Raw genomic sequence first — 20,831 nt, forward strand, 5'->3', positions numbered from 1 at the left:
TAAATTTAAAGATAAACTGGAAAGTTTTCTTGAATCGACAAACAATTCCACGGTTCAAAAAAATATTTAAAAAATTCGTGTCACTACCTTGACACAAGGGGGATTGAAGGCGATGGAGGAATTGGAGAAGCTGGAGGAGCACAGGAGGGCCGGGCGGCTTCACGGACCAGTGAGGAAGGGGAGGATATAATGTCTTCCGCTTTCGTATTATTCAAGAATAGACGAAAAAGTGTTTTGAAAGTATATTGAGAGGAACTGATTTTTAGGCACCTAACAACGAAATTTTGCGTATTTTGGCAAAATTTAGGTTCCGGTTTATCCGGGTTAGGGTATACTAAGAAAAGGAATATAGCTTAAGTAAGAAAGGTGGTAATTAGACATGTCAATTTTACAAAGACAAGTAATTCAATCCCTCGATGGCTTGTCGGAATGGTAATTTACGCTTTTTACTTGAAATGATACAGCATTTTATGAAGCCTTCCGAAAACAAAGAAGAAAATGTTTACGGGCTGGCTATGAATAAAAAGATAGTTTCGAAGAATTGGCAGTTTAGAAGGCCAGGATCTTATTGATGCAGATTATGATATAGATGAGTGCAATGTGATTCACTAATTCCATATTATGAAGAAGAATTTATTATATCGGTTTAATGTATTAGATTTTACATAGGAGAACATGGCAGAAAGATTGTGAGGTGCTTTGATTAACATGAACAGATTTTCTGAGAGAGACTGGAAATTATTTCGGCGTAAGATTGTTGATTGGCAAGAAGCATATATGGACAAGCTGAATAAAGAATATATTGAAATTCTTAGCGGGGAAGGAGATCCATCAGATAAGTTTTGGAAACTAGAGGAACGGATTAAGACAGACAAAAAAGCTTGTGGTGTACAATGTGAGATGAGCAGATCGAATCAATTTTATATTATGATGTCATTGTTGAACGATGGTGCAATCACGATGGATGATCTGAATGATTTTAGTGATGATTTGAAAGATACGATAGGGCATTTCGCTAAAATGTAAAAGATGTATCACAGTTAAAACATATCTGAAAAGGATAAGGAATTTTTTAGTCTTAGCTTGACACAACCGTACCGGAGCCAGTACGGGAGTGTGAATCCGGCGGGAATCGTAGGGGCCGGCATTGCGGCGACGGCGGTGAGTACATTGGTGGCGGTGGTGTATTGCAAGGTGATGGATAGGAAGCGGGGAACGTAGAATTCCCTGCTTTCTTTAAAAAATTCCCCTTTATAGGAAATCAGTATAATTACAAAAATATCGGAAATAATAGTTGAAATAACACAAAAAAGTATATATAATAACATAATAAAAACGTAAATAACGTGGAAAAAAGGGGAAGGACATGAAAATCTTAAAACTATCCATAAAAGGTTTACAAAATTTAAAAAATACTTTAGATGTGGACTTCGTTGCACAACAAAGAGTAGACAATGATGCCAGAGAACAAATGTTCAATGTGTTTTCTAATGTTTATACAAGTCCAACATTATCTTTTATTGGGATTAATGCATCTGGTAAGACAACAATCCTAAAATTGATTTCTTTTGCTATAGGATTATTAAATAATGAACCTATTAATAGTATTTCCTCTAAAAAATTTTTGGACGACTTAGATAGTAAACAAAATATGATTTTTACTGCTTATTTTTATCATAATGGCATTGTATATAAATTGGAAACAATAGTAGGAAGAAAAAGAAATGCTATTGATGGCAATACAAAATTTGTAATTATAGATGAAACATTATGGGAAAAAGAAATACATAAGATAAAAACGAAAAAAAGACTTTATGATTTTAATGATGCCCAAGTAAAAATCCGAAGAAATAAAAATGAACAGTATCTAATAGAAGATGTTAGTATTATAGTTGCTTTAAATAAAGAACAAGACACGAATTTTTCCTTATATGATATGTCAGATTTCACAGATCATAATATGTTGAATTTTTTAGGCCAGTATCCGAAAGAAATATTAACTTTTTTGGATCCTAGCATCGAAACCCTTAGCTGTGAACCAACTGAAAAAAAAGTTGATATCAGATTGAAATTTTATGAAAAAGAAGAGCTAACGTTAAATAGTCCGTTAGCACTTAACAGATATCTTTCTTCAGGTACAATAAAAGGTCTGAGTGTATTTATGGGGGCAGTATTTTCATTTTTGGAAGGGGGATATTTGATTGTAGATGAATTAGAAAATCATTTTAACAAAGAAATTGTTTCAACATTAATACGATTTTTCATGGATAAAAAAGTCAATAAAGAAGGGGCAACTCTGATTTTTTCAACTCATTATTCAGAATTGCTAGATGAATTTGAAAGGAACGACAGTATTTATATTACAAAAAACAAAGATGGGATTACTGCCGAAAAACTTTCTGGTATTTTGAAAAGAAATGATATTAAAAAAAGTGAGATATACGATAGTGATTTTCTTGAGGGAACCGTACCTGCTTATGAATCTTATATTGCTCTGAAAAAAGCGCTAATATCATTAAGATAGGAGGCTTTAAAATGGCAAAATATTTAGCATGTATATGCGAAGGCGGTGCCGAACACGCGATATTAGATTTATTACTGGACAACCATAGCTTAGTTTTTGAGAGAGAAGATCTAATTGAAGAAGAAGTGTTAAAATGCCGACGAGGAAGAGATTTTGAAGAAAAATACCTAAAGAAAGGCTTTTCCGAAAAAATAACAGTTTATCGAATTTTAGATTCAAGAAATGAAAATTTTAAGCTACGCAAAGCATATGAAAAGAAGGTAGATGTTATAAATGTAGTTACAGCTCCTGAAATTGAAATGCTTATAATATGTAATGAAGACAGATACAAAGATTTTAAAAATTCAGGAGAGAAACCAAGTACATATTGTAAGCGTGCTTTGAAATATAGCAAAGTAAAAAGTTATGATTTTATTTATGAATATTTTTCTGATATAAATATCTTAATAAATGCGTTGCATGAATATAGACGGATATCAAAAATTCGTAGAAAAGAAATGACCTTATGGGATCTATTAAAACAAAAATAATAAATTTTTCAACCTACTCATCTACTGGTTAAAAAATATGTAACCATCAAATTTTTTAGTCTTAGCTTGACACAACCGTACCGGAGCCAGTACGGGAGTGTGAATCCGGCGGCTATTGTGGGGCCGGGAATTGCGGCTACGGCGGTGAGTACGTTAGTGGCAGTGGTGTTTTGTAAGTAAGTAGGAAATAATCCGTATCTGTCAATTCATGTGTATTTCTGATACAATCACTTCAAATTATGGAGGTATTGCCTATGGATAAAAATGAACTTACAAAGACAGAACTCTGGACAAAACGTATCCAGGACTTTCATGAAAGTGGTTTATCCCAGAAAGAATGGTGTCAGGAGCATCAAATTCCACAATCAACTTTTAGCTATTGGATCCGGAAGCAAACAAAAGAACAGCCAGATGAACCTGTTTTTGCAAAACTTCCTTCCCAACAGGAAATCTCATCTGATCTTTCAGTCGGCGGTGTGCCTGTAACGATCTATCTTCCCGGAAGCATCCGGATTGAAATTGGTGCCGGGTGTCCTGTCGGACTTATGGCTTCTTTGATCCATACACTGAGTGCTTATGCTTGATCTGGCCGGCGGAACAACTGTGTATCTTGCATGTGGTGTCACGGACTTACGAAAGAGCTACCAGGGATTGGCGGCTATTATAAAACTAAAATTCCATCTGGATCCGTATTCCCGTTGTATGTTTGCCTTCTGTAATCGCAGACGCACATCAATCAAAATCCTCCAATGGGACGGGTCAGGATTTTGGATCTTAATGAAGCGGCTGGACCATCATTCCTTTCACTGGCCGGATACACCAGATGAGTTGAAAAAAGTTACGTTAAAAGAAATACACTGGCTGTGTGACGGATTATCCCTGGATCCCAAGGGCGCTTTTAAGGAGCACCATCCCAAGATTGTCATCTAGCCAAAAACGGAGTCTGTCAATTCGCAAAAAGCTGAAAATCTTAGGATTTTCAGCAATTTTTCCTCTGTTTTTCTGACGCATTTCCCCTCGAAAACAGCACGGTTTTATGGTATTCTTTTCTTAGCTTAAAACAATCAGGAGCACCGGACTATGGAACCACTTTTTTCTAAGAAACAATTACAGGAAATGAGTAAAGAAAATATGATCACACTGCTTACAACCATGCAGGCGCATCAGCAAAAGCAGGAAACTAAGATCCAGCTCCTGACGGAAAAAATGAAGGAGCTGGAGTTCATGAATGCGCTGCTTTCTGACAGGCTGGCGCTTGCCCAGCGGAAACAGTTTGGTGCCTCCAGTGAAAAGTACGCGGATGGATATACGCAGATGGATCTGTTCAATGAAGCAGAGCAGGAAGCGGATCCGAATGCAGCGGAACCGGAAATGGAAGAGATCCATCCGAAATCTTACAAACGCAAAAAACCTGCTGGAAAAAAGGAAGAAGATCTTTCTTCTTTTGAGACGACAGAGGTGATCGAACATAAGCTGGAAGGGCAAGAACGGTTCTGCCCGGAATGCGGGACGAAATACAAAGTAGTGACGACAGAGAAAGTAAAATATCTGAAATTTATACCGGCCCGTTTCGAAGTCGTAGAAGAGGTCACATATATTTACAGCTGTCCAAAATGCGGAAAAATGCAGCGGCCAGAGAAGGCCCAGGCACTTATGAAAGGGAGTGTCGCCACACCATCCCTGGTTGCAGGTATCATGAATGCCAAATATGTAAATGGGATGCCGCTTGCACGCCAGGAGCGGGAATTCGCGCGGTATGATCTGAATCTGTCAACCAAAACGATGGCAAACTGGATCATCCTGTGTGCCGGGCGGTATCTCCAGCCGGTCTATGACCTGATGAAGGAGGAATTCCTTTGCAGCAGGTATGTCCATAGCGACGAGACACGGATCCAGGTCATAGACGAACCGGGGCAGAAAGGTACGACACAGAACTGGATGTGGGTGTATCTTACGGATGAGAATAGTGGATCTCCGAGAATGGTACTCTTCCAGTATGAGAGAACCCGGGGCGGCTACCACCCGGTGGAGTTTCTGGGAGATACATTTGAGGGTTATCTTACCTGTGATGGATACCAGGCGTACCATAGTCTCCCGGAGAAGATCACCGTGACAGGGTGTATGGCCCATGCAAGGCGGCGTTTTGATGAAGCCCTTACAACATTGAAAAAGGATTTCACCAAAGAGCAGCTGAAAGAAACAACTGCATATCAGGCAATGGAGCGGATCGGCATGCTCTATAAGATAGAAGAAATGCTCCGAGGCAAATCGCCGGAGGAAAAATATACCGAGCGTCAGAAGCAGTCAAAACCGCTTTTAGATGCCTTCTTTGAGTGGCTGCATTCCCTGGAGGATGCAGTAGACAGATCATCGAAAATAGGAGAAGCGGTATTGTACACGATAAACCAGGAACAATACCTAAGAAGATACTTGGATGACGGACATTTGAGTATCGACAATACGGCCGCTGAGAGAGCCATTAAGAACTTTGCGGTAGGACGCCGCAACTGGCTGTTTTCTAAGAGTATCAAAGGAGCAGAGGCCAGCGCAACCGTATACAGCATAACAGAAACGGCGATCCTGAACGGACTCAAGCCCTATAATTATCTGACCTACATATTGGAAAAGATGAAAGATTTGGCTCCATTTCCGACAAAAGAAGACATTCTTCCACTATTGCCCTGGTCAGAAACAATACCGGAAAACTGTCGTACCAAACGACCAGAGGGGACATCCACTTAGCAGAAACTGTTAGGTGGATTTTTTTGTCAAAGTACGGATGAATCTCTATTCATCTTTAAGGAATATTTTACCAAATGCGTAGATTTATGAACAGGTACGGATTATTTCCTACTTACTTTTGTAAGATAATAGATGGGAAGCGGAGGATATAACATCTTCCGCTTAGTTACTTTTCAGGGGTCAGGAATGCGATGAACTGCTCATTCCGTGCGAACATGATTTAGGAGTGAGGGGCGTTTTTGCGCAGCAAAACTCTAAATGTCGCCCCGAACCGTTGCTATGAGCTGCCTTCCAGGTCGTGAATAGTATCTGTTTGGTGACTACAGCCGGGTGCTTCTCTTTTTATGTCTTGAACAATGGAGATTTTCTCAGTATAATAAAACCATAGCTAACAAGGCATAGTTGACCCGGCAGACCGATTAGCCAAAGCCGACCCGGGAGTAAAGAAAGCCCATATGCCGGAAGCAGAGCTGTACATGATTTTTACAGGAGAGCGTGCCAACAGACCGGAAAGTAAAGCTTAAAGTACTTTATGGCGGCAAGGGAAATGACATCATCAGCCAATATGTTGCATTCACAAAACTATATAGTGCACAGAGGTGAGAAAATATGGGAGGAGCCGGGAGGCTATCACAGAAACCATCTGTACTTGTAAAGACGGGGACGTGCTCCAAGATCTAATACTTGGTGGCAGGCAGATACAAAAAGAAAAATATATAGAACCCCCATATACTAGTACACCGAATAACAAGTAACCAGCCATATAACTTGCCTGATTTTCCATCTGCGTCGTTGTCATCAATCGGCGTAGCGCCCGCTACGCCTCATTCCTCCGCCTTGCATATAAAAAATTATTCTGCGTTATATGGCTAGGAACTTATTTTTCGGTGTACTAGAAAAAATGGCAGGATTATAGTATGATATTGAATATAGAAGTATTGCTTTATAATCGTAGAGATTTGGAAATGGTATAGAGCAATGCATAAGATAGGTATACCGAGAGCCGGAGGAAAACAGATGAAGGATTTTTCTTTTTGGATGGAGTATGATGGAGCTGCCGAAGGTAGTGGCCGAAGTGAAAAATTATGGCTTATGAATCCGGATACAGGACAGATTGGGTTGTTTAAGTTCAAAAAGGATACAGCAACAACAGATCATGTTTCGGAGTGCATAGCCTGTGATCTGGCAGGTTTAGTAGGTCTTTCATGTGCCAAATTTGAAATAGGAGTTTATGAAGGTAGAGAAGGATCCATCAGTTACAATATTGTTGATCAAAAAGGGATTGTATTAATTGAAGGAATTTATTGTATTAGCTCAATGTATCATGGTTTTGATGAAGAACTATTGTTGGATGTGGAAACAGGAGAAAAGTATTCACTGGATATGATAAAAACAGTTTTGGAACCATTGGGTCTTTTTAATGATTTTCTTCCTATTTTGGTTTTTGATTTTCTGATTGGCAATACTGACAGGCATCAGAGTAATTGGGCATTAATATTAGAAAAAGAAAAACTCAGTATAAGTCCGCTGTATGATAACAGTTCGTCACTTTGTGCTTATGTAAAAGAATCAAAAATTAAAGATTATTTAGGAAATGATAAGCTTCTGTGGAAATCACTTGTTGATACGAAATCAAAATCATTAATACGCATTTCAAGTAATGATACGAAACAGCCAACACATATGGCAATGGTTAAGTTTCTTAAGAAGAATTATTATAGCCAAACAATAAAAATTGAAAAAAAAATTGAGACACTTGTGACAGAAGATATGGTATATGATATATTAGATAAATATAAAGAGGTGCTTACCGAACAACGGAAAAATCTAATAGGTAAATATATTTTATCAAAAGTTCAACTGCTGAGAAAAGTTTATGGAGAAAAGGAGCTTCCTGTATAATATAAAGTGTAAAGGGAGTTGATAAAAAAAGATACCTCGTATATAGTTGGATTATTACTGACCAGCCAGTTGGTAAAATCCAAAAACACAAGAGGTATCTAAGATGAATGTTAAGGCAAATCAAACAAAAAAGCAAGTAAATGTAGAAAACCAGGCAAATCTTCTTTTGTCAAAAGAAGAACTTAGAAAGAGAATGGAAGGTGTTGAAAAAGAATTAAAATCGTATACATGGAGAGAACTGGAAACAAATGGTAAATTTTCCAAGAATGACAAACTTTCCTTCATTACAGATGACATGCTTATAGTTGGATGCGATATAGGCAGTGAAACCCATTATATAAGAGCAATCGACATCAGGGGAAGGGAACTGGGCAAAGGGGCATTTGAATTCAGTAACACGGCAGAAGGTTTTGAGAATGCGAAAGCATGGATGCTGAAACATGCGGCGCAGAATGAAAAAAGACAGATCGTCCTGGGTCTTGAACCGACAGGGCACTACTGGTTTGCATTAGCTGCATGGATGATTTCGAAAGGAATCAGCGTTGTTCAGGTCAATCCATATGCTGTAAAGCAGAGCAAGGAAATCGAGGATAACAGTCAGCACAAGGATGACAGAAAGGATCCGAAACTAATTGCAAATCTTGTAAAAGACGGTAATTATGGGATGCCTTATCTTCCGGAAAAAATCTACGCAGATATGAGAAGACTCTCGATGTTCAGAGACCAGCTTACAGAAGACCGAATCAGAAATATCAACCGTCTTCACAGAGAACTTAAGATCTATTTTCCGGAATACATGGATGCATTTGGAAAAATCGATGGTGCATTCGCATTGGAAGTACTGAAAGTATCCTGCATCCCGTCTGAGATTGCAGCACTGGGAACAGAAGGGCTGAGAAACATCTGGCATGATGCGAAGCTAAGAGGACGCGGTTATAGCAGGGCCGGTAAAATCGTGAACCATGCAGAGAAAAGCGTGGGATTGGAAGATGGAACCAGTGTTGGCCGTGAGACAGTGAAGTGGTTTTCAGAACAGATCATGAAGCTGGATGAACAGCTTGCCCGGATAGAAAGTACCTTACATAAGAAATGTAAGGAAATACCTTATGCAGAAAATATTCTGGAAATCAAAGGTGTGGGTGAGAACATTTTAGCCGGGATTGTGGCAGAAATGGGGGATATCAGCAGATTTGATGACGTAAAAGAAATCCAGAAGTTAAGTGGAATGGGTCTTGTGGCATGCAGCTCAGGTAAGCACAGGGGACAGACAAAAATCAGTCACAGAGGACGCAAACGGCTCCGGTACTGGCTGTTCCAGGCGGCAAAATCAGCGGTTTCACATGCAGAAGAATTTAAACAATTGCATGTGTACTACACAACACGGGCCAGGAATCCGCTAAAAAAGATGCAGTCACTGATTGTGATAGCCTGCAAGATACTAAGGGTGATCTACACAATCCTGAAGACGGGGGCAACATATGATCCGCAAAAAATGTTGAAGGATATCAAACGCCCGGAAGCTGCACCGGCCCAGATGGCGGCATAAGAAATAAAAATGAGCAATACACTCCAGAACTCTGTCGAGTCACTGATCATAAGCATTGGAGACTGGACAGGGTTCTGGAAGAGAAACCCGTAAACGATGGAGACTGAAAGGGACTGCATCAGCCAAAAACCAACAAGAGTCTGTAGTGGTATAGCGTCCACTGATTAAGTCAGTACCATGACAGGTGAATGCAGGTTAGTAACAATCAAACAGAAAAACAAGAGCTGTAGCCGGCATCGTTTTTTTCCGTGGGGCATGACCCCGTTTAGGAGCTTGGCCGGCACTCAGTGTATGGTAGATGGGACGAAGGAAGTTGGGACACGATCCCCTTAGACACGGAAGGTTCATCATCATAGTTGATCAGAGGGAAAATAGCCTTTATAAAGCGAACCAAAAGGGATACTTTAAAAACTATACCCATTTATCAGCTGTTCGGTACATGATACAACGATATCCATCACTCCCGGCTCTGTTTTTGAGGTAAATAAAATCGTCAAAGCCTATAAAATCAATAAATTTAGGCTTGACAGAATAGGAAGGAATAACATGTCAGTTAAAGATGGGAAAGACTACCTTTATTTGATTTGGAAATCTGAACAGACCAGAAAACAATATATTATTGGTCAGTTGACAAAGAATGGCCAATATGAATTCCAATATAGTGAGGAAGTACAATCTGCTATTGCTGATGGCTTTAAACCTTTGCTTTGTTTTCCAGACTTAAATAAAGTATATAAAGATGACAGACTTTTCGCAATTTTTAAAAGCCGTTTACCAGACAGAAAGAGAAAAAATATTCAAGAGATTTTGGGAAAATACGGCTTGGAGGAATATGATGATTATATGTTACTGAAAAGAAGCGGCGCACGTCTTCCAATTGATAATCTTGAGTTTATTGATCCAATATTAAGTTTAGATAATAATGTAACCAGGATTTTTTTTATGGCGGGCGTTCGACACTATTTAGATTGTGATGGTGAAGAGTGCAATCGGTCTATTAAAGTAACCCGTGGAGATGAGGTGTTTTTACGTGAAGAACCGGAAAACTTTCATGATCAAAATGCGGTACAGTTTTTGAACACTTCAGGAAAAGTATTGGGATATATTCCACGCTACTATAGCAAAGAGGTGTGCAAATTACTAAAGCAAGGAAAAAAAATTGTATGTCATATTTATAACGTAGATAAAAATAAAAATTGCAACGAATGTATAAAGATAATTATGAAAATTGCAAATTAGTGTTTGAAAGCCTTGAGTCAGTCTAGCTGCTTTTGGGGAACTACTTAAGTAAATAGAAGAACAATTTTTAGTCTTAGCTTGACACAACCGTACCGGAGCCAGTATGGGAGCGTGAACCCGGCGGCTATTGTGGGGCCGGGAATTGCGGCTACGGCGGTGAGTACGTTGGTGGCGGTTATATATTGTAAAGTGATGGATGGAAAGCGGAGGATATAACATCTTCCGCTTTCGTAGTATCCAAGAAGAGACGAAAAAGAGTTTTAAAAGTATATTGAGAGAAACACACTTTTAGGGTATACTAAGAAAAAGAATATAGCTTAAGTAAGAAAGGTGGTAATCGGACATGTCAATTTTACAGAGACAAGTAATTCAATCCCTTGATGGCTTGTCAGAAGACAATTTAAGCTTTTTACTCGAAATAATACAGCGTTTTATGAAGCCCTCCGAAAACGAAGAAGAACATGTTGACGAGTTGGCTATGAATAAAAAGATAGTTCGAAGAATTGGCAGTTTAGAAGGCCAGGATCTTATTGATGTAGATTATGATATAGATGAGTGCAATGATGAAATTGCAGAGATGTTTGGAGTGTGTCCGTAATGAAGATATTGATAGATACGCATATAGCTGTCTGGGCAGTATTAAATGATCCTAAGTTGCCTGGGAAAGCAAAAGAATTGCTTCTTGATATGGAAAATAAGATATTATACAGTACGGCTTCTATTTGGGAAATTACAATAAAACATATGCTGCATCCAGAGAAACTTCTCATGAATGGGAATATCCTGGAAAAAGGATGCGAAGACAACGGATAATTATGATAGCCCAAGCGAAAGCAGAAAAATTAATGTTTTTAACACATGATTCACTAATTCCATATTATGAAGAAAAATTTATTATATCGGTTTAATGTATTAGATTTTACATAGGAGGACATGGTGGAAAGATTGTGAGGTGCTGTGATTAACATGAAGAGGATTTCAGAGAGAGACTGGAAATTATTTCGGCGTAAGATTGTTGATTGGCAAGAAGCATATATGGACAGGCTGAATAAAGAATATATTGAAATTCTTAGTGTGGAAGGAAATCCGTCAGATAAGTTTTGGAAACTTGAGGAACGAATTAAGACAGACAAAAAAACTTGTGGTGTTCAATGTGAGATGAGCAGATTAAATCAGTTTTATATTATGATGTCACTGTTGAACGACGGTGCAATTACGATGGACGATCTAAATGATTTTAGTGATGAGTTGAAAGATATGATAGGACATTTCGCTAAAATGTAAAAGATGTATCATATTAAAATATATCTGAAAAAGATAAGGGATTTCTTAGTCTTAGAAAAGGATGCGGGAATTTGTAGATTCCTTGAATCACTACAGGGAATATGATTCCTATTTGGACTTCTGATTTGAGAAAACTAATCTAGCATAGTGTACTGTACCGTTCATATTTCGCCAAATAAATGGCACAGTACACTAGCACGCAATCCTAGTACACCGAAAAATAAGTTCCTAGTATAGGATCAGCTCTGACGCTTAAATTTATACTTACACTCTCAGAGTACATTGGATTTTATTTTCTCATTTTGCTTTATCAACGCAATCTTATTTAAGCCATAAAATCCCTGTATTCTGCTTTTTTAACTTTTGTTGTTATCTGCTCCTTCACCACCTTTCCACATGGTCCTCTATATCAACCGTATTTGTATCTTTTTAGCGATCTCTTCCTTGTATTCTCTCAATGGAGTCTCTTTCATGGATTCCAGTATCCTCCTGTGCTTTTGCTCCCTACTCTGCTTTACCTTTTTCCATATTTTTTCCCAAGCCTCCATGATCTGGCTGATCATGTGCCCAATCTGGATCAGATAATAATGGTTTTTCAGTGCCTGATAATTCCTGCTGTACTGGTGTTCCAGATGGTATCCCTGCCTTTTCTGCGCGTTAAACCCATCATTCTCGATTCTCCATCTCATCCTTCCGCGCTCCACCAGTCCTGCCACATTTTTTCTGGTGATTGGCAGATCTGTGAGAAACCAGAATTCTTTCCGGATCGTTTCTGCTTTTCCCTTTTTCCTGCCCTTTTTGCAGATATGCTCCCCGCTTTCTCCATACTCTGCCAGATTTACCTGATGTCCTTTATAATCTATATCTGTCACGTAATCATACCATTCCTTCCCAGTCTGTGTTTCGCGCTCCTGGTAATTCTTCTCCATTTCTTTCAGTTCTCTGTATTCTTCCCCAATGCTCGGGATGCTCCCCTCCTTATACCGCAGGATATACCGCCAGTTTTTTCCTTTGCATCTCTCAAAGAAACCTTCACAGGCATACAGACTGTCCCCGCACAGGCAGATCGGCAACCTTGGAAACGCTTTTTTCAGCTTTTCCATTAAACGCCAGCAGGCCTTCCTTTCACAGTCCTGTTTCTCCATTTCTTTTCCCTCTTCATTATCCACAAATTCCGTCTGAATACTGATCAGGATTTTCGGATGCAGTACCAGCTTTGCTTCCAGCACATAATAATAGTTCTCCTGATACTCTTTTTCCGTCCCCTTGTTATGGGTCCGGTGCAGGCTTTTCCCATCCAGTTCCCTCCGGCTGCTGCAAAGCTGCGTTCCATCTATGATCACCTGCCAGTACTTGCCCCTGATTCGCATATTTTCAAAAGCCCGGCTGCAAAGAAGCCTGCTGCAAAGGCGGTTTAAGATGTCCTGCAATTTTTCCGGATCTACTTTTTCCAGATACCGGTTGATGGTTTCCCAGTAGGGAAGCTCCTCCACGGTCTGTTCCTCCCCGGATAGATGCCAGATGTTTTTGATCATTTCACTGGAATTGAATTCTTCACTTGTTTTCCTCATACTGCTGATGTAAAATAGAGAAGAAAGGATACGGGTCATAAGAAGTAACACAGCAGGATAGGTAATATAGCTCTGGTTTCTGGGATCTGGAATCTGTTTTAACAGGGGTAAAAGATCTGGGAAAAAATGCCGGATTAGCTTGGCTAATTCACATGCAAGGTTCAACTGTTCCAGGTGTTCCCTAACCTCTTTTCTTCTGATTTTTATTCTTGCTTCATAGTAAAACCTCCTCTCTTTTATGGGGGTGCGAAAAAATAGTTGTCTGGTTACTTCTATTATCGCGCATCTTCCCATAAAATGGGAGGTTTTTTTATTAATTTTTTTTAAGCGTCAGAGCTGGTATAGGATAAATTAAGTTGTTGATATTTTCAATATCTGTTATAATGGATTTAACCAATACAATTTATGGAGGCCAATTATGCCAGCATTACCTTATAGGATTACAATATCAGATGAGGAGTGTACCTATCTGAAATCATTGATTAAAACCAGAACTATTCAGGCACAGGTTGTTGACCGTGCCCGCATATTATTGTGGAAGTCTGAAGCCAAAACGGATAAGGTCATTGCAGACGGTCTTGGTATTAGCGTGAATACCGTCCGGCGCTGTATTGGCCGTTATCTCAGTAGTGGGATTGCCCTTGCTATTTTTGATGACGAACGCTCCGGCCGCCCGACTGAGATTACTGATGATGCAAAATCATGGATTACCAGTATAGCCTGTCAAAAACCCTGCGATCTTGGTTATGACGCAGAGTTATGGACATTGGCAGCGCTGCACAAACACATACAAGCACATGCTGAGGAAGCCGGCTATCCACGCTTAAAAACAGTCACAAAACCATGGCTTCAAAAATATCTCAAAAAGATGGATATCAAACCGTTCAAAATCAAGTATTACCTTGAGCGTAAAGACCCTGATTTTGACAATAAGATGCATGATGTCCTTCTGGTTTATAAACAGGTCGAAATGCAGTTGGATGATAATGGAACTATCACCATACCAGACAGCGGGCACATGACACATACTGTTTCGTATGATGAAAAACCCGGCATTCAGGCTGTTGCCAACAAATATCCTGACCATAACCCAACGGTGGAAAACGGGTATGTCCGCCGGGATTATGAGTATGTGCGGTTTGGAACGCTGTCACTGCTTGCAGGTATTGACCTCCTGACAGGAGAGGCGATCCCGTTGGTTAGCCAGACACACAAAAGTTCTGATTTTATCGAGTTCCTAAAGATCCTTGATGCCAAATACCCGGAAGGTGATACGATCCGGTTGATACTGGACAATCACTCAGCCCATACATCAAAAGAAACACAGCGGTTTCTTGCAACATTACCAGAAGGCCGTTTTGTATTTGTATTTACTCCGACGCACGCCTCCTGGCTGAACATGATTGAAAGTTTCTTTAGCAAAATGACAAAGCAAATGTTAAAGGGTATCCGTGTCAATTCCAAGGAGGAACTATCGGAACGAATATACTGTTACTTTGATGAGATCAATGCTGATCCGATTGTCTATCATTGGACATATAAAATGGATGAAATTGATACTGATGAAGCGGCAGCTATTTAAACTATCAACAACTTAATATTTGCTATACTAGTAAAGCATTGCATTAATTTCAAAGTAATAGGTGACTGAATTTTGTGTCAGCGCAAGGCGGAGGAATGAGGCAATGCGGTGGCATTGTTGACTGACAACAACGAAGCGATGGCGCAAAAGGCAGGTACGTATTACTCGAAGATTAATGCAATGCTGTACTAGCCATATAACGCAATGATTTTTCATATGCAAGGCGGAGGAATGAGGCGTAGTGGGCGCTACGCCGATTGACAACAACGACGCAGATGGAAAATCAGGCAAGTTATATGACTGGTTACTTATTATTCGGTGTACTAGACACAGGCCGCTATGCCGCCGGTTCGCAGACGCACATCTGAAGCATCTTTTAGAATTTTACCCCCATCTTTATACTCTCCTGCGGATACTCCATAATATAACGTATATATGCACTGTCGCATTCTGAATAATCTGTTCCAGATAAGAATTCATATTCACCACTCCGCTTAATTAAGTTGGATTATCCTGGCCATACCTTCCTGCGGCAATACAACTTCCAACACGCCTTCTTCTGAATCCCAGCTTAACTTGCATCTCTCATCATCAGCAGGAAACGCCACCTTCACATCCACCTCTTCCCCTCTCCAATATACAAGCGGGAGGCGGCACGCCTCGCCTTCCTTCAATCTCCATACAGCCAGATATCCCTTCTCCTTGGTCTTAAGTCCCAGGCACATCCAGCCGTCTCCATCCTTCGCAAGCCCCAGAGGCCAGAACGGCAGCGCTTCCTTGATATCTTTCCTGATCCGCTTATAATAACCAAGCTCTTCCTTCACAATCTCCCTCTTATCTGCTGCCAGCGCTCCCATGTGCCCGCTCTGGTGGATTCTCAGAAGGCAGGAATTCACACAGTTGAAGATTGTCTGCTCTCTGGTCGAATCACTCAGCGGATAAGACCAGATCGCCGCCTGCTCCGGCGCAAGCGCAGACGGTGCATTCGCCGCAATGGAAGCGTATTTCAGATAATCAGTCTGATCACTGGTAGACTGAATACTATATCTGGAAAGCATGGCATAGTCCATCCTCATTCCTCCGCTGCTGCAGTTCTCAATGACAAGGTCTGGATAATCAGTAAAAATCCCGTCCAGCCATCTCAGATAAGCCCTGTTGTGTTCAAGCAGTCCGTCGCCAGGGCTGTCAGAATGATATTCCGTACCGATTCCCGCGTTAATATTATAATCAATTTTAAAATATCCTATCCCATACTCACGAATCAGCCTGTCCACGACACCTCTCGTGTATTCCCTAACTTCCTCATTCCTAAAGTCCAACTGATAACGGTCCCTGTCTAATGCCGCCTTCCCGTGTCTCTGGAAGAACCAGCCTGAATCCGCCTTACCGGTCAGATCACACTGCGTTCCCATAACCTCTATCTCCAGCCAGATTCCCGGCGTCATACCCTTTGCTTTTATATAATCTGTCACCTCGCTAAGCCCATTGGGGAATCTGATATCAGAAGGCTGCCATTCTCCAACCTTGTACCACCAATTCTCATCCGTATACCATCCGGCGTCTATACAGTAATATTCACATCCGGCCGCAGCCGCGGCGTCTATGATCGGCAGCTCCTTCCTGGTCGTTGGATCCGCCCACAGACAATTCATATAATCATTGAAAATAATCGGAAGCTTCTCATTATCCTGATTCTTTCTGCGGATCCGGCGGCGGTACTTAGTCAGAGCTGCAAATGTTTCATCAACGCCTCCCTCCACGCATCCTACTGCGGCAGGAACCGTCTCGAATTCCTCGCCCGGTTTCAGAGATTTCCACCAATGATGGTTGATCTCATCTGGGCCATTGATGACAAGCGCAAGCTGCCCCGCTCTCTCCTGAAGCTCCCAGTTCCATGCCCCGTTATGCTCGATCTGCCAGAACTGCATGATGCCTCTGCTCGAATTACGCAGGCACGCCAAGGGCAGATACTCCCCGGATGACCAGGAACCAATATTGCGGATCTGTATCCTCTTAGATGAAATTCCGCTGTCAGATATGATATGATACCCAAGCTGATTAACCGGCGTCTCCTTCCACTGTATCTCCTCCTGCCAGGAATTATGCGGGATCAGAAGGCTTATCTCCTCTTGTTCTTCAGATCCCAATCCCGCCTGAACATAGGAAGATACCGCTTCAAGACCGATCTCTTCGCTTCCTTCATTCTTCAGAAACAGACGGCAGCGTATCACAGGAATTCCGGTATAAAATTGATAAACCATTCTGCCGGACAGCCCCGTAACCTCATCCTTTGTATAGATCTCCACCACTCTGCCCATCTCATTTACCTGATCCGTATGGCTTACATAATTCATTCGGTTGCCCGGCAGCGTTCCGCTGTGCCCCAGACCGAAGTGTTCCAGACGGCTCTCGCCTGTAGTCTGGACTTCAAGCATGGTGTATAAGAATTTCTGATCCTCCTTTGGCTCCCGGCTCATCGGCCGCGCTCCCATATGCAGAAGCCAAACCGGCTGATCTGCTTCTATTTCAAATACAAGATATAATCCATTTTCTTCAATCTGTAATCTCATCTTATAATATTCTCACTCCTTTTCCCCGAATCGTAACCATTCAGCCGAAACCGTTCCGGCTCTATATATATTTCACCTGCCCTTACAATGTCTTCTAACTGCTCCGTATTCCTCGCTCCGGTTACAGGAAACACCTGGAACAGACTGCTGATCAAATACGCAGCCGACAAAGTCTGCAGGCTGTATCCAGTCTCCTCCTTAAGATTTAATAAGAATTCATATTTTCTCAGATTCTCTTCATTCAGATAAGCCTCACGAAGAGAAAGAGCGATATTCTCAATATTTCCCCCGGAAATAATCCGGCCGTCCTTTACTTCAACACATGCTTTATTCAACTTTTCAAAAAATCCCATAGCAGTCGAAGAAAACGGTACGGACGGAATCTGAGCCGCACAGTGCCACCGATATTCTTCTTCTGTTAATTCCACCAATGTAGGATCAGGGTTGGTATTTTTCCCAGGATTGACCGACGCCATACTCCATTGATTTGAAACCGCATAAGGCCCCGGCAGGCCTTTTGAGCGCATGTAAGTTTCTGCCTTCTCTAACCGTTCGGTACGGTAATTGGAAAGCCCGTAATAACGTATCTTTCCCTCCCTTCTAAGCCTTTCCAGAATATCCATGATCTCTTCTGCCGATTTCGTCTCGTCATCCCGGTGAAGCCAGTAGAAATCAATGACGTCAAGCCCCATAGTCAAAAGACTTTCCTCCAGATCCTTCCTGATCTCCGTCTCGTTCACTCTCGGAATCCTGTCCGGGGTATCAAACAGATAGTGGCCGCCCTTGGTGGCAATCACCACATCCTTATATGCTCCCCTTGATCTTAACCATTCTCCTAAAATCTTCTCGCTGCAGTTTGCAAGTCCTGGAATCCACCGGCAGTAGATATTGGCTGTATCAATAAAATTCCCTCCCCGGCGCACATACTCATCCAGAATCTCAAAAGACTCTTCCTTACTGAGTTTTTCACCAAAAGAAGCCGTCCCAAGGCAAATATTACTTAATTGCAGATCCGTATCCTTCAATATTCTGTATTGCATATCCTGCCTCCTCATAAATATTAACATGATATAATACTAACATATTTTCCCTGTTTCTCCCATGGCAAATACTCTTATTGCGCATTTTGCATCTTCTTTCATCGCATTCATTCCCCATCTTGAAATGTCATGGAACAATACCGGTCTCCGCCTCAACAGATGCCCCCGTCCGCTGCGCCATATATACTGCCTGCTGTGTATTTTGCACACTTTCTTCATATGGCAATGCGGATCCGTCATACATAACAGAAGTGAATCCCATCTCCAGCGCCTTTCCAATATAATCCAATGTCTCCCCATGGTCCAGATGCACGCATACCGGAATATTTGCCTTACACTCTTCTGCGGCATTTACTACAGCCATATGTAACTAACATCTTCCTATTCCTTCTCCGTTATCATTCTTACCTGTACTCCATACGATACCTCTTCATCCGGTCTGAGATATGTAAGCCTTCCTTCCCGGCGCACCTGATCCCGGCCGTCCGGGTAACAGTTTCCCGGCTCTAATCCCAACACATAATCCCTGTTGCCCATCATCTTCCACTGCATAAAACACAGAACTCTCCCATTTCGCCAGATTCCGAATAAACCAGGCCGCCTCCGGTAAAGGAAAATACATATGTCAGATACCGCCCGGGAACAACATACGGAACAATGGCATAATTCCCCTGATACATCTCCTGCCCCTTAGGGATTCCTTCATAGACAGGCGTATCAGAAAAGATCGGCTTCTCCGATTATAACTATTTTTACAGAGTGTTTAAGAAGGAAACAGGAATCTCTGCCAAAAAATATCGATATGAAAATACATATAGAAATTGTAAATAAATCACTTCATTTATTGAATCTATCAATTTGATGGTTTCAGCGCATATTGGTATAATATTCAGGAGAAACTTAATTATATGCAGGAGCATAAACTACGAGCAATCCTGTGTATCAAAAATGTCATTGAATGAGGAGGAAACTTATGAAGAAGAGACTAATCAGTACATTACTTATCTTATCCATGACGGCAGCCATGGCAGCCGGATGCAGCGGCAAAGAATCATCAAGTGATTCAAACACAGGAGGAACCGGGGGCGCTTCCTCTGATACAACAGCCTCAGATGATGGTGTGGACGGAGAAGGCGGCAGCATCACCTTCATGGCTCCCGACTGGGCGATCCCCACAGACGACCAGCTCAAAGCCTTCACCGACGAGACCGGCATCGAGGTTACGGTCAATGAAGTCGGCTGGGACGATATCCGCGACAAGATGGTCACAGCCGCGGCCGGCGGACAGGCTGTTGCCGACGTTGTGGAAGTAGACTGGTCCTGGGTAGGTGAATTCTATGCGGCTGACTGGCTGGAGCCGTTGGAGGTATCCGACGAAGTAAAAGCAGACATGCCTACTCTGGAGACATTTACCAAGGACGGTAATGTACTTGCGATTCCTTACGCTAACGACTACCGTCTGTCTTATTATAACACGAAGCAGTATGAAGACGCCGAGATCAAAGAAGAGCCTCAGACCTGGGACGAGGTATATGCGAACTGCAAGACATTGAAAGAGAAGGGCGTCTGCGATTATCCTTTCGCACTGCCTCTGAATGCAGAGGAGAAGACCTCGACTTACCTGATGTGGCTTGCTTATACTATGAACGGAATCGTATTCAACGACGACGGAACTCTGAACAAAGACTCTGTCCTTGCAGCGCTGAAATACGAAGAACAGCTTATCAAGGACGAGCTGGTGGATCCTGCAGACAAGACTTCTTCCGGTATGGACGCCTATAAACGTATCTTATCCGGATCTGCGAACTTCCTGACCGGGCCGACTTCCTTCGTATCTAAGAGCACCAACGAAGAGGACTGCAGCGTGATCGGTCAGATCACACCGATCCTGGTTCCCGGCAAGGACGCCAAAGCAACCGTTACTATGGCGCTGCCGGAGGCACTCGGCGTTACAAAGTTCTCCGAGAATAAGGATGCGGCAAAGAAATTCATCGAATGGTACACATCCGCCGAGATGCAGGAAGCGTTAAATGAGACAAATACTGCTATTCCTACGCTGAATTCTGTATTGAAGAAACTGATCGACGACGGCAAGATCCAGAACGCAGGCGCCATGATGGAGCAGGCAGAACTGATCGCTTCCCCGTTCCCGGGCGGAGTTCCGTCCTATTATGCGGAGATGAGCAACGCAATGTACAACGCAATCAACAAGATGGCGTTAGGCGAGATGACTGCCGATGAGGCTTATGCAGAGATGGAAGCCAAAGTAGCCGAACTGGCAGCCGAATAATGATTAAAAGG

The 20,831-nt window shown here is 41.7% G+C and carries 19 protein-coding genes and 4 pseudogenes; 18 read left to right on the forward strand and 5 right to left on the reverse strand.

Features of this window, described 5'->3' with window-relative positions; translation table 11 throughout:
• Positions 1-708 precede the first annotated feature (708 nt).
• From VSQ62_RS29010 to VSQ62_RS29075, 15 genes and pseudogenes are all read left to right on the forward strand, one after another.
• A complete protein-coding gene (locus tag VSQ62_RS29010; RefSeq protein ID WP_162210290.1) occupies positions 709-1,026 on the forward strand; it encodes a multidrug transporter in 318 nt (105 codons plus the stop codon).
• 69 nt (positions 1,027-1,095) lie between these two features.
• Positions 1,096-1,221 (forward strand): annotated as a pseudogene (locus VSQ62_RS29015) (nucleoside recognition protein); the annotation flags it as partial.
• Positions 1,222-1,366: 145 nt separating this feature from the next.
• Positions 1,367-2,524 carry an AAA family ATPase gene (locus tag VSQ62_RS29020; RefSeq protein ID WP_334638351.1) on the forward strand — a complete coding sequence of 386 codons (1,158 nt, stop codon included), beginning with the start codon at positions 1,367-1,369 and terminating at the stop codon, positions 2,522-2,524.
• A gap of 11 nt (positions 2,525-2,535) precedes the next feature.
• A complete protein-coding gene (locus tag VSQ62_RS29025) occupies positions 2,536-3,054 on the forward strand; it encodes a hypothetical protein (RefSeq protein ID WP_016222053.1) in 519 nt (172 codons plus the stop codon).
• Between the two features lie 78 nt (positions 3,055-3,132).
• Positions 3,133-3,234, forward strand: a pseudogene (locus VSQ62_RS29030) (nucleoside recognition protein); the annotation flags it as partial.
• A 74-nt stretch (positions 3,235-3,308) separates the two neighbouring features.
• Entirely contained in the window at positions 3,309-3,638 is a 330-nt protein-coding gene (gene tnpA / locus VSQ62_RS29035; RefSeq protein ID WP_334637472.1) for an IS66 family insertion sequence element accessory protein TnpA, read from the forward strand.
• 19 nt (positions 3,639-3,657) lie between these two features.
• Positions 3,658-3,984 carry an IS66 family insertion sequence element accessory protein TnpB gene (tnpB, locus tag VSQ62_RS29040; protein WP_334633104.1) on the forward strand — a complete coding sequence of 109 codons (327 nt, stop codon included), beginning with the start codon at positions 3,658-3,660 and terminating at the stop codon, positions 3,982-3,984.
• 150 nt (positions 3,985-4,134) lie between these two features.
• Positions 4,135-5,796 carry an IS66 family transposase gene (gene tnpC, locus VSQ62_RS29045; protein ID WP_334637473.1) on the forward strand — a complete coding sequence of 554 codons (1,662 nt, stop codon included), beginning with the start codon at positions 4,135-4,137 and terminating at the stop codon, positions 5,794-5,796.
• A 1,017-nt stretch (positions 5,797-6,813) separates the two neighbouring features.
• Positions 6,814-7,698 carry a HipA domain-containing protein gene (locus VSQ62_RS29050; protein ID WP_334638352.1) on the forward strand — a complete coding sequence of 295 codons (885 nt, stop codon included), beginning with the start codon at positions 6,814-6,816 and terminating at the stop codon, positions 7,696-7,698.
• 103 nt (positions 7,699-7,801) lie between these two features.
• Entirely contained in the window at positions 7,802-9,244 is a 1,443-nt protein-coding gene (locus tag VSQ62_RS29055) for an IS110 family RNA-guided transposase (protein ID WP_334638353.1), read from the forward strand.
• A 546-nt stretch (positions 9,245-9,790) separates the two neighbouring features.
• Complete coding sequence (locus tag VSQ62_RS29060) at positions 9,791-10,483, forward strand: HIRAN domain-containing protein (RefSeq protein WP_334638354.1); 693 nt, start codon at positions 9,791-9,793, stop codon at positions 10,481-10,483.
• Between the two features lie 90 nt (positions 10,484-10,573).
• Positions 10,574-10,699: pseudogene (locus VSQ62_RS32745) on the forward strand (nucleoside recognition protein); the annotation flags it as partial.
• A gap of 127 nt (positions 10,700-10,826) precedes the next feature.
• On the forward strand, positions 10,827-11,081 hold the full coding sequence (locus tag VSQ62_RS29065) for a hypothetical protein (RefSeq protein ID WP_334638355.1): 255 nt from the start codon (positions 10,827-10,829) through the stop codon (positions 11,079-11,081).
• A complete protein-coding gene (locus tag VSQ62_RS29070) occupies positions 11,081-11,296 on the forward strand; it encodes a type II toxin-antitoxin system VapC family toxin (RefSeq protein ID WP_334638356.1) in 216 nt (71 codons plus the stop codon). The genes VSQ62_RS29065 and VSQ62_RS29070 overlap by 1 nt, the downstream gene beginning before the upstream one ends.
• A gap of 153 nt (positions 11,297-11,449) precedes the next feature.
• Entirely contained in the window at positions 11,450-11,767 is a 318-nt protein-coding gene (locus VSQ62_RS29075) for a multidrug transporter (RefSeq protein ID WP_334638357.1), read from the forward strand.
• 404 nt (positions 11,768-12,171) lie between these two features.
• Here the strand turns inward: VSQ62_RS29075 and VSQ62_RS29080 are convergent, their stop codons facing one another.
• Positions 12,172-13,632: a transposase gene (locus VSQ62_RS29080; protein ID WP_334638358.1), complete on the reverse strand. Its 1,461-nt coding sequence runs from the start codon at positions 13,630-13,632 to the stop codon at positions 12,172-12,174.
• A gap of 124 nt (positions 13,633-13,756) precedes the next feature.
• On the opposite strand from VSQ62_RS29080, the gene VSQ62_RS29085 reads away from it, so the two are divergent.
• Complete coding sequence (locus VSQ62_RS29085; RefSeq protein ID WP_334638359.1) at positions 13,757-14,920, forward strand: IS630 family transposase; 1,164 nt, start codon at positions 13,757-13,759, stop codon at positions 14,918-14,920.
• A 494-nt stretch (positions 14,921-15,414) separates the two neighbouring features.
• On the opposite strand, the gene VSQ62_RS29090 is transcribed toward VSQ62_RS29085, so the two are convergent.
• The 4 genes and pseudogenes from VSQ62_RS29090 to VSQ62_RS29105 all read right to left on the reverse strand — a co-directional run bounded on the left by VSQ62_RS29090 (position 15,415) and on the right by VSQ62_RS29105 (position 19,154).
• A complete protein-coding gene (locus tag VSQ62_RS29090) occupies positions 15,415-17,490 on the reverse strand; it encodes an alpha-galactosidase (protein ID WP_334638360.1) in 2,076 nt (691 codons plus the stop codon).
• On the reverse strand, positions 17,487-18,530 hold the full coding sequence (locus tag VSQ62_RS29095; protein ID WP_334638361.1) for an aldo/keto reductase: 1,044 nt from the start codon (positions 18,528-18,530) through the stop codon (positions 17,487-17,489). The genes VSQ62_RS29090 and VSQ62_RS29095 overlap by 4 nt, the downstream gene beginning before the upstream one ends.
• A gap of 139 nt (positions 18,531-18,669) precedes the next feature.
• A pseudogene (locus VSQ62_RS29100) lies at positions 18,670-18,897 on the reverse strand (class II fructose-bisphosphate aldolase); the annotation flags it as partial.
• 14 nt (positions 18,898-18,911) lie between these two features.
• Positions 18,912-19,154 (reverse strand): DUF4432 family protein, encoded by a 243-nt coding sequence (locus VSQ62_RS29105; protein ID WP_502957880.1) that lies wholly within the window; start codon positions 19,152-19,154, stop codon positions 18,912-18,914.
• Between the two features lie 102 nt (positions 19,155-19,256).
• Here VSQ62_RS29105 and VSQ62_RS32555 point away from each other — a divergent pair, with 102 nt between their 5' ends.
• Both VSQ62_RS32555 and VSQ62_RS29110 read left to right on the forward strand, forming a co-directional pair.
• Positions 19,257-19,361: an AraC family transcriptional regulator gene (locus VSQ62_RS32555; protein WP_350339937.1), complete on the forward strand. Its 105-nt coding sequence runs from the start codon at positions 19,257-19,259 to the stop codon at positions 19,359-19,361.
• A 142-nt stretch (positions 19,362-19,503) separates the two neighbouring features.
• Positions 19,504-20,820, forward strand: coding sequence for a sugar ABC transporter substrate-binding protein (locus VSQ62_RS29110; protein WP_334638363.1), 1,317 nt, complete (start codon positions 19,504-19,506; stop codon positions 20,818-20,820).
• The last annotated feature ends 11 nt before the right edge of the window (positions 20,821-20,831 follow it).

Origin of the sequence: Sporofaciens sp. JLR.KK001 (genome assembly GCF_036941055.1) — a bacterium.
Classification (GTDB): domain Bacteria; phylum Bacillota; class Clostridia; order Lachnospirales; family Lachnospiraceae; genus Sporofaciens.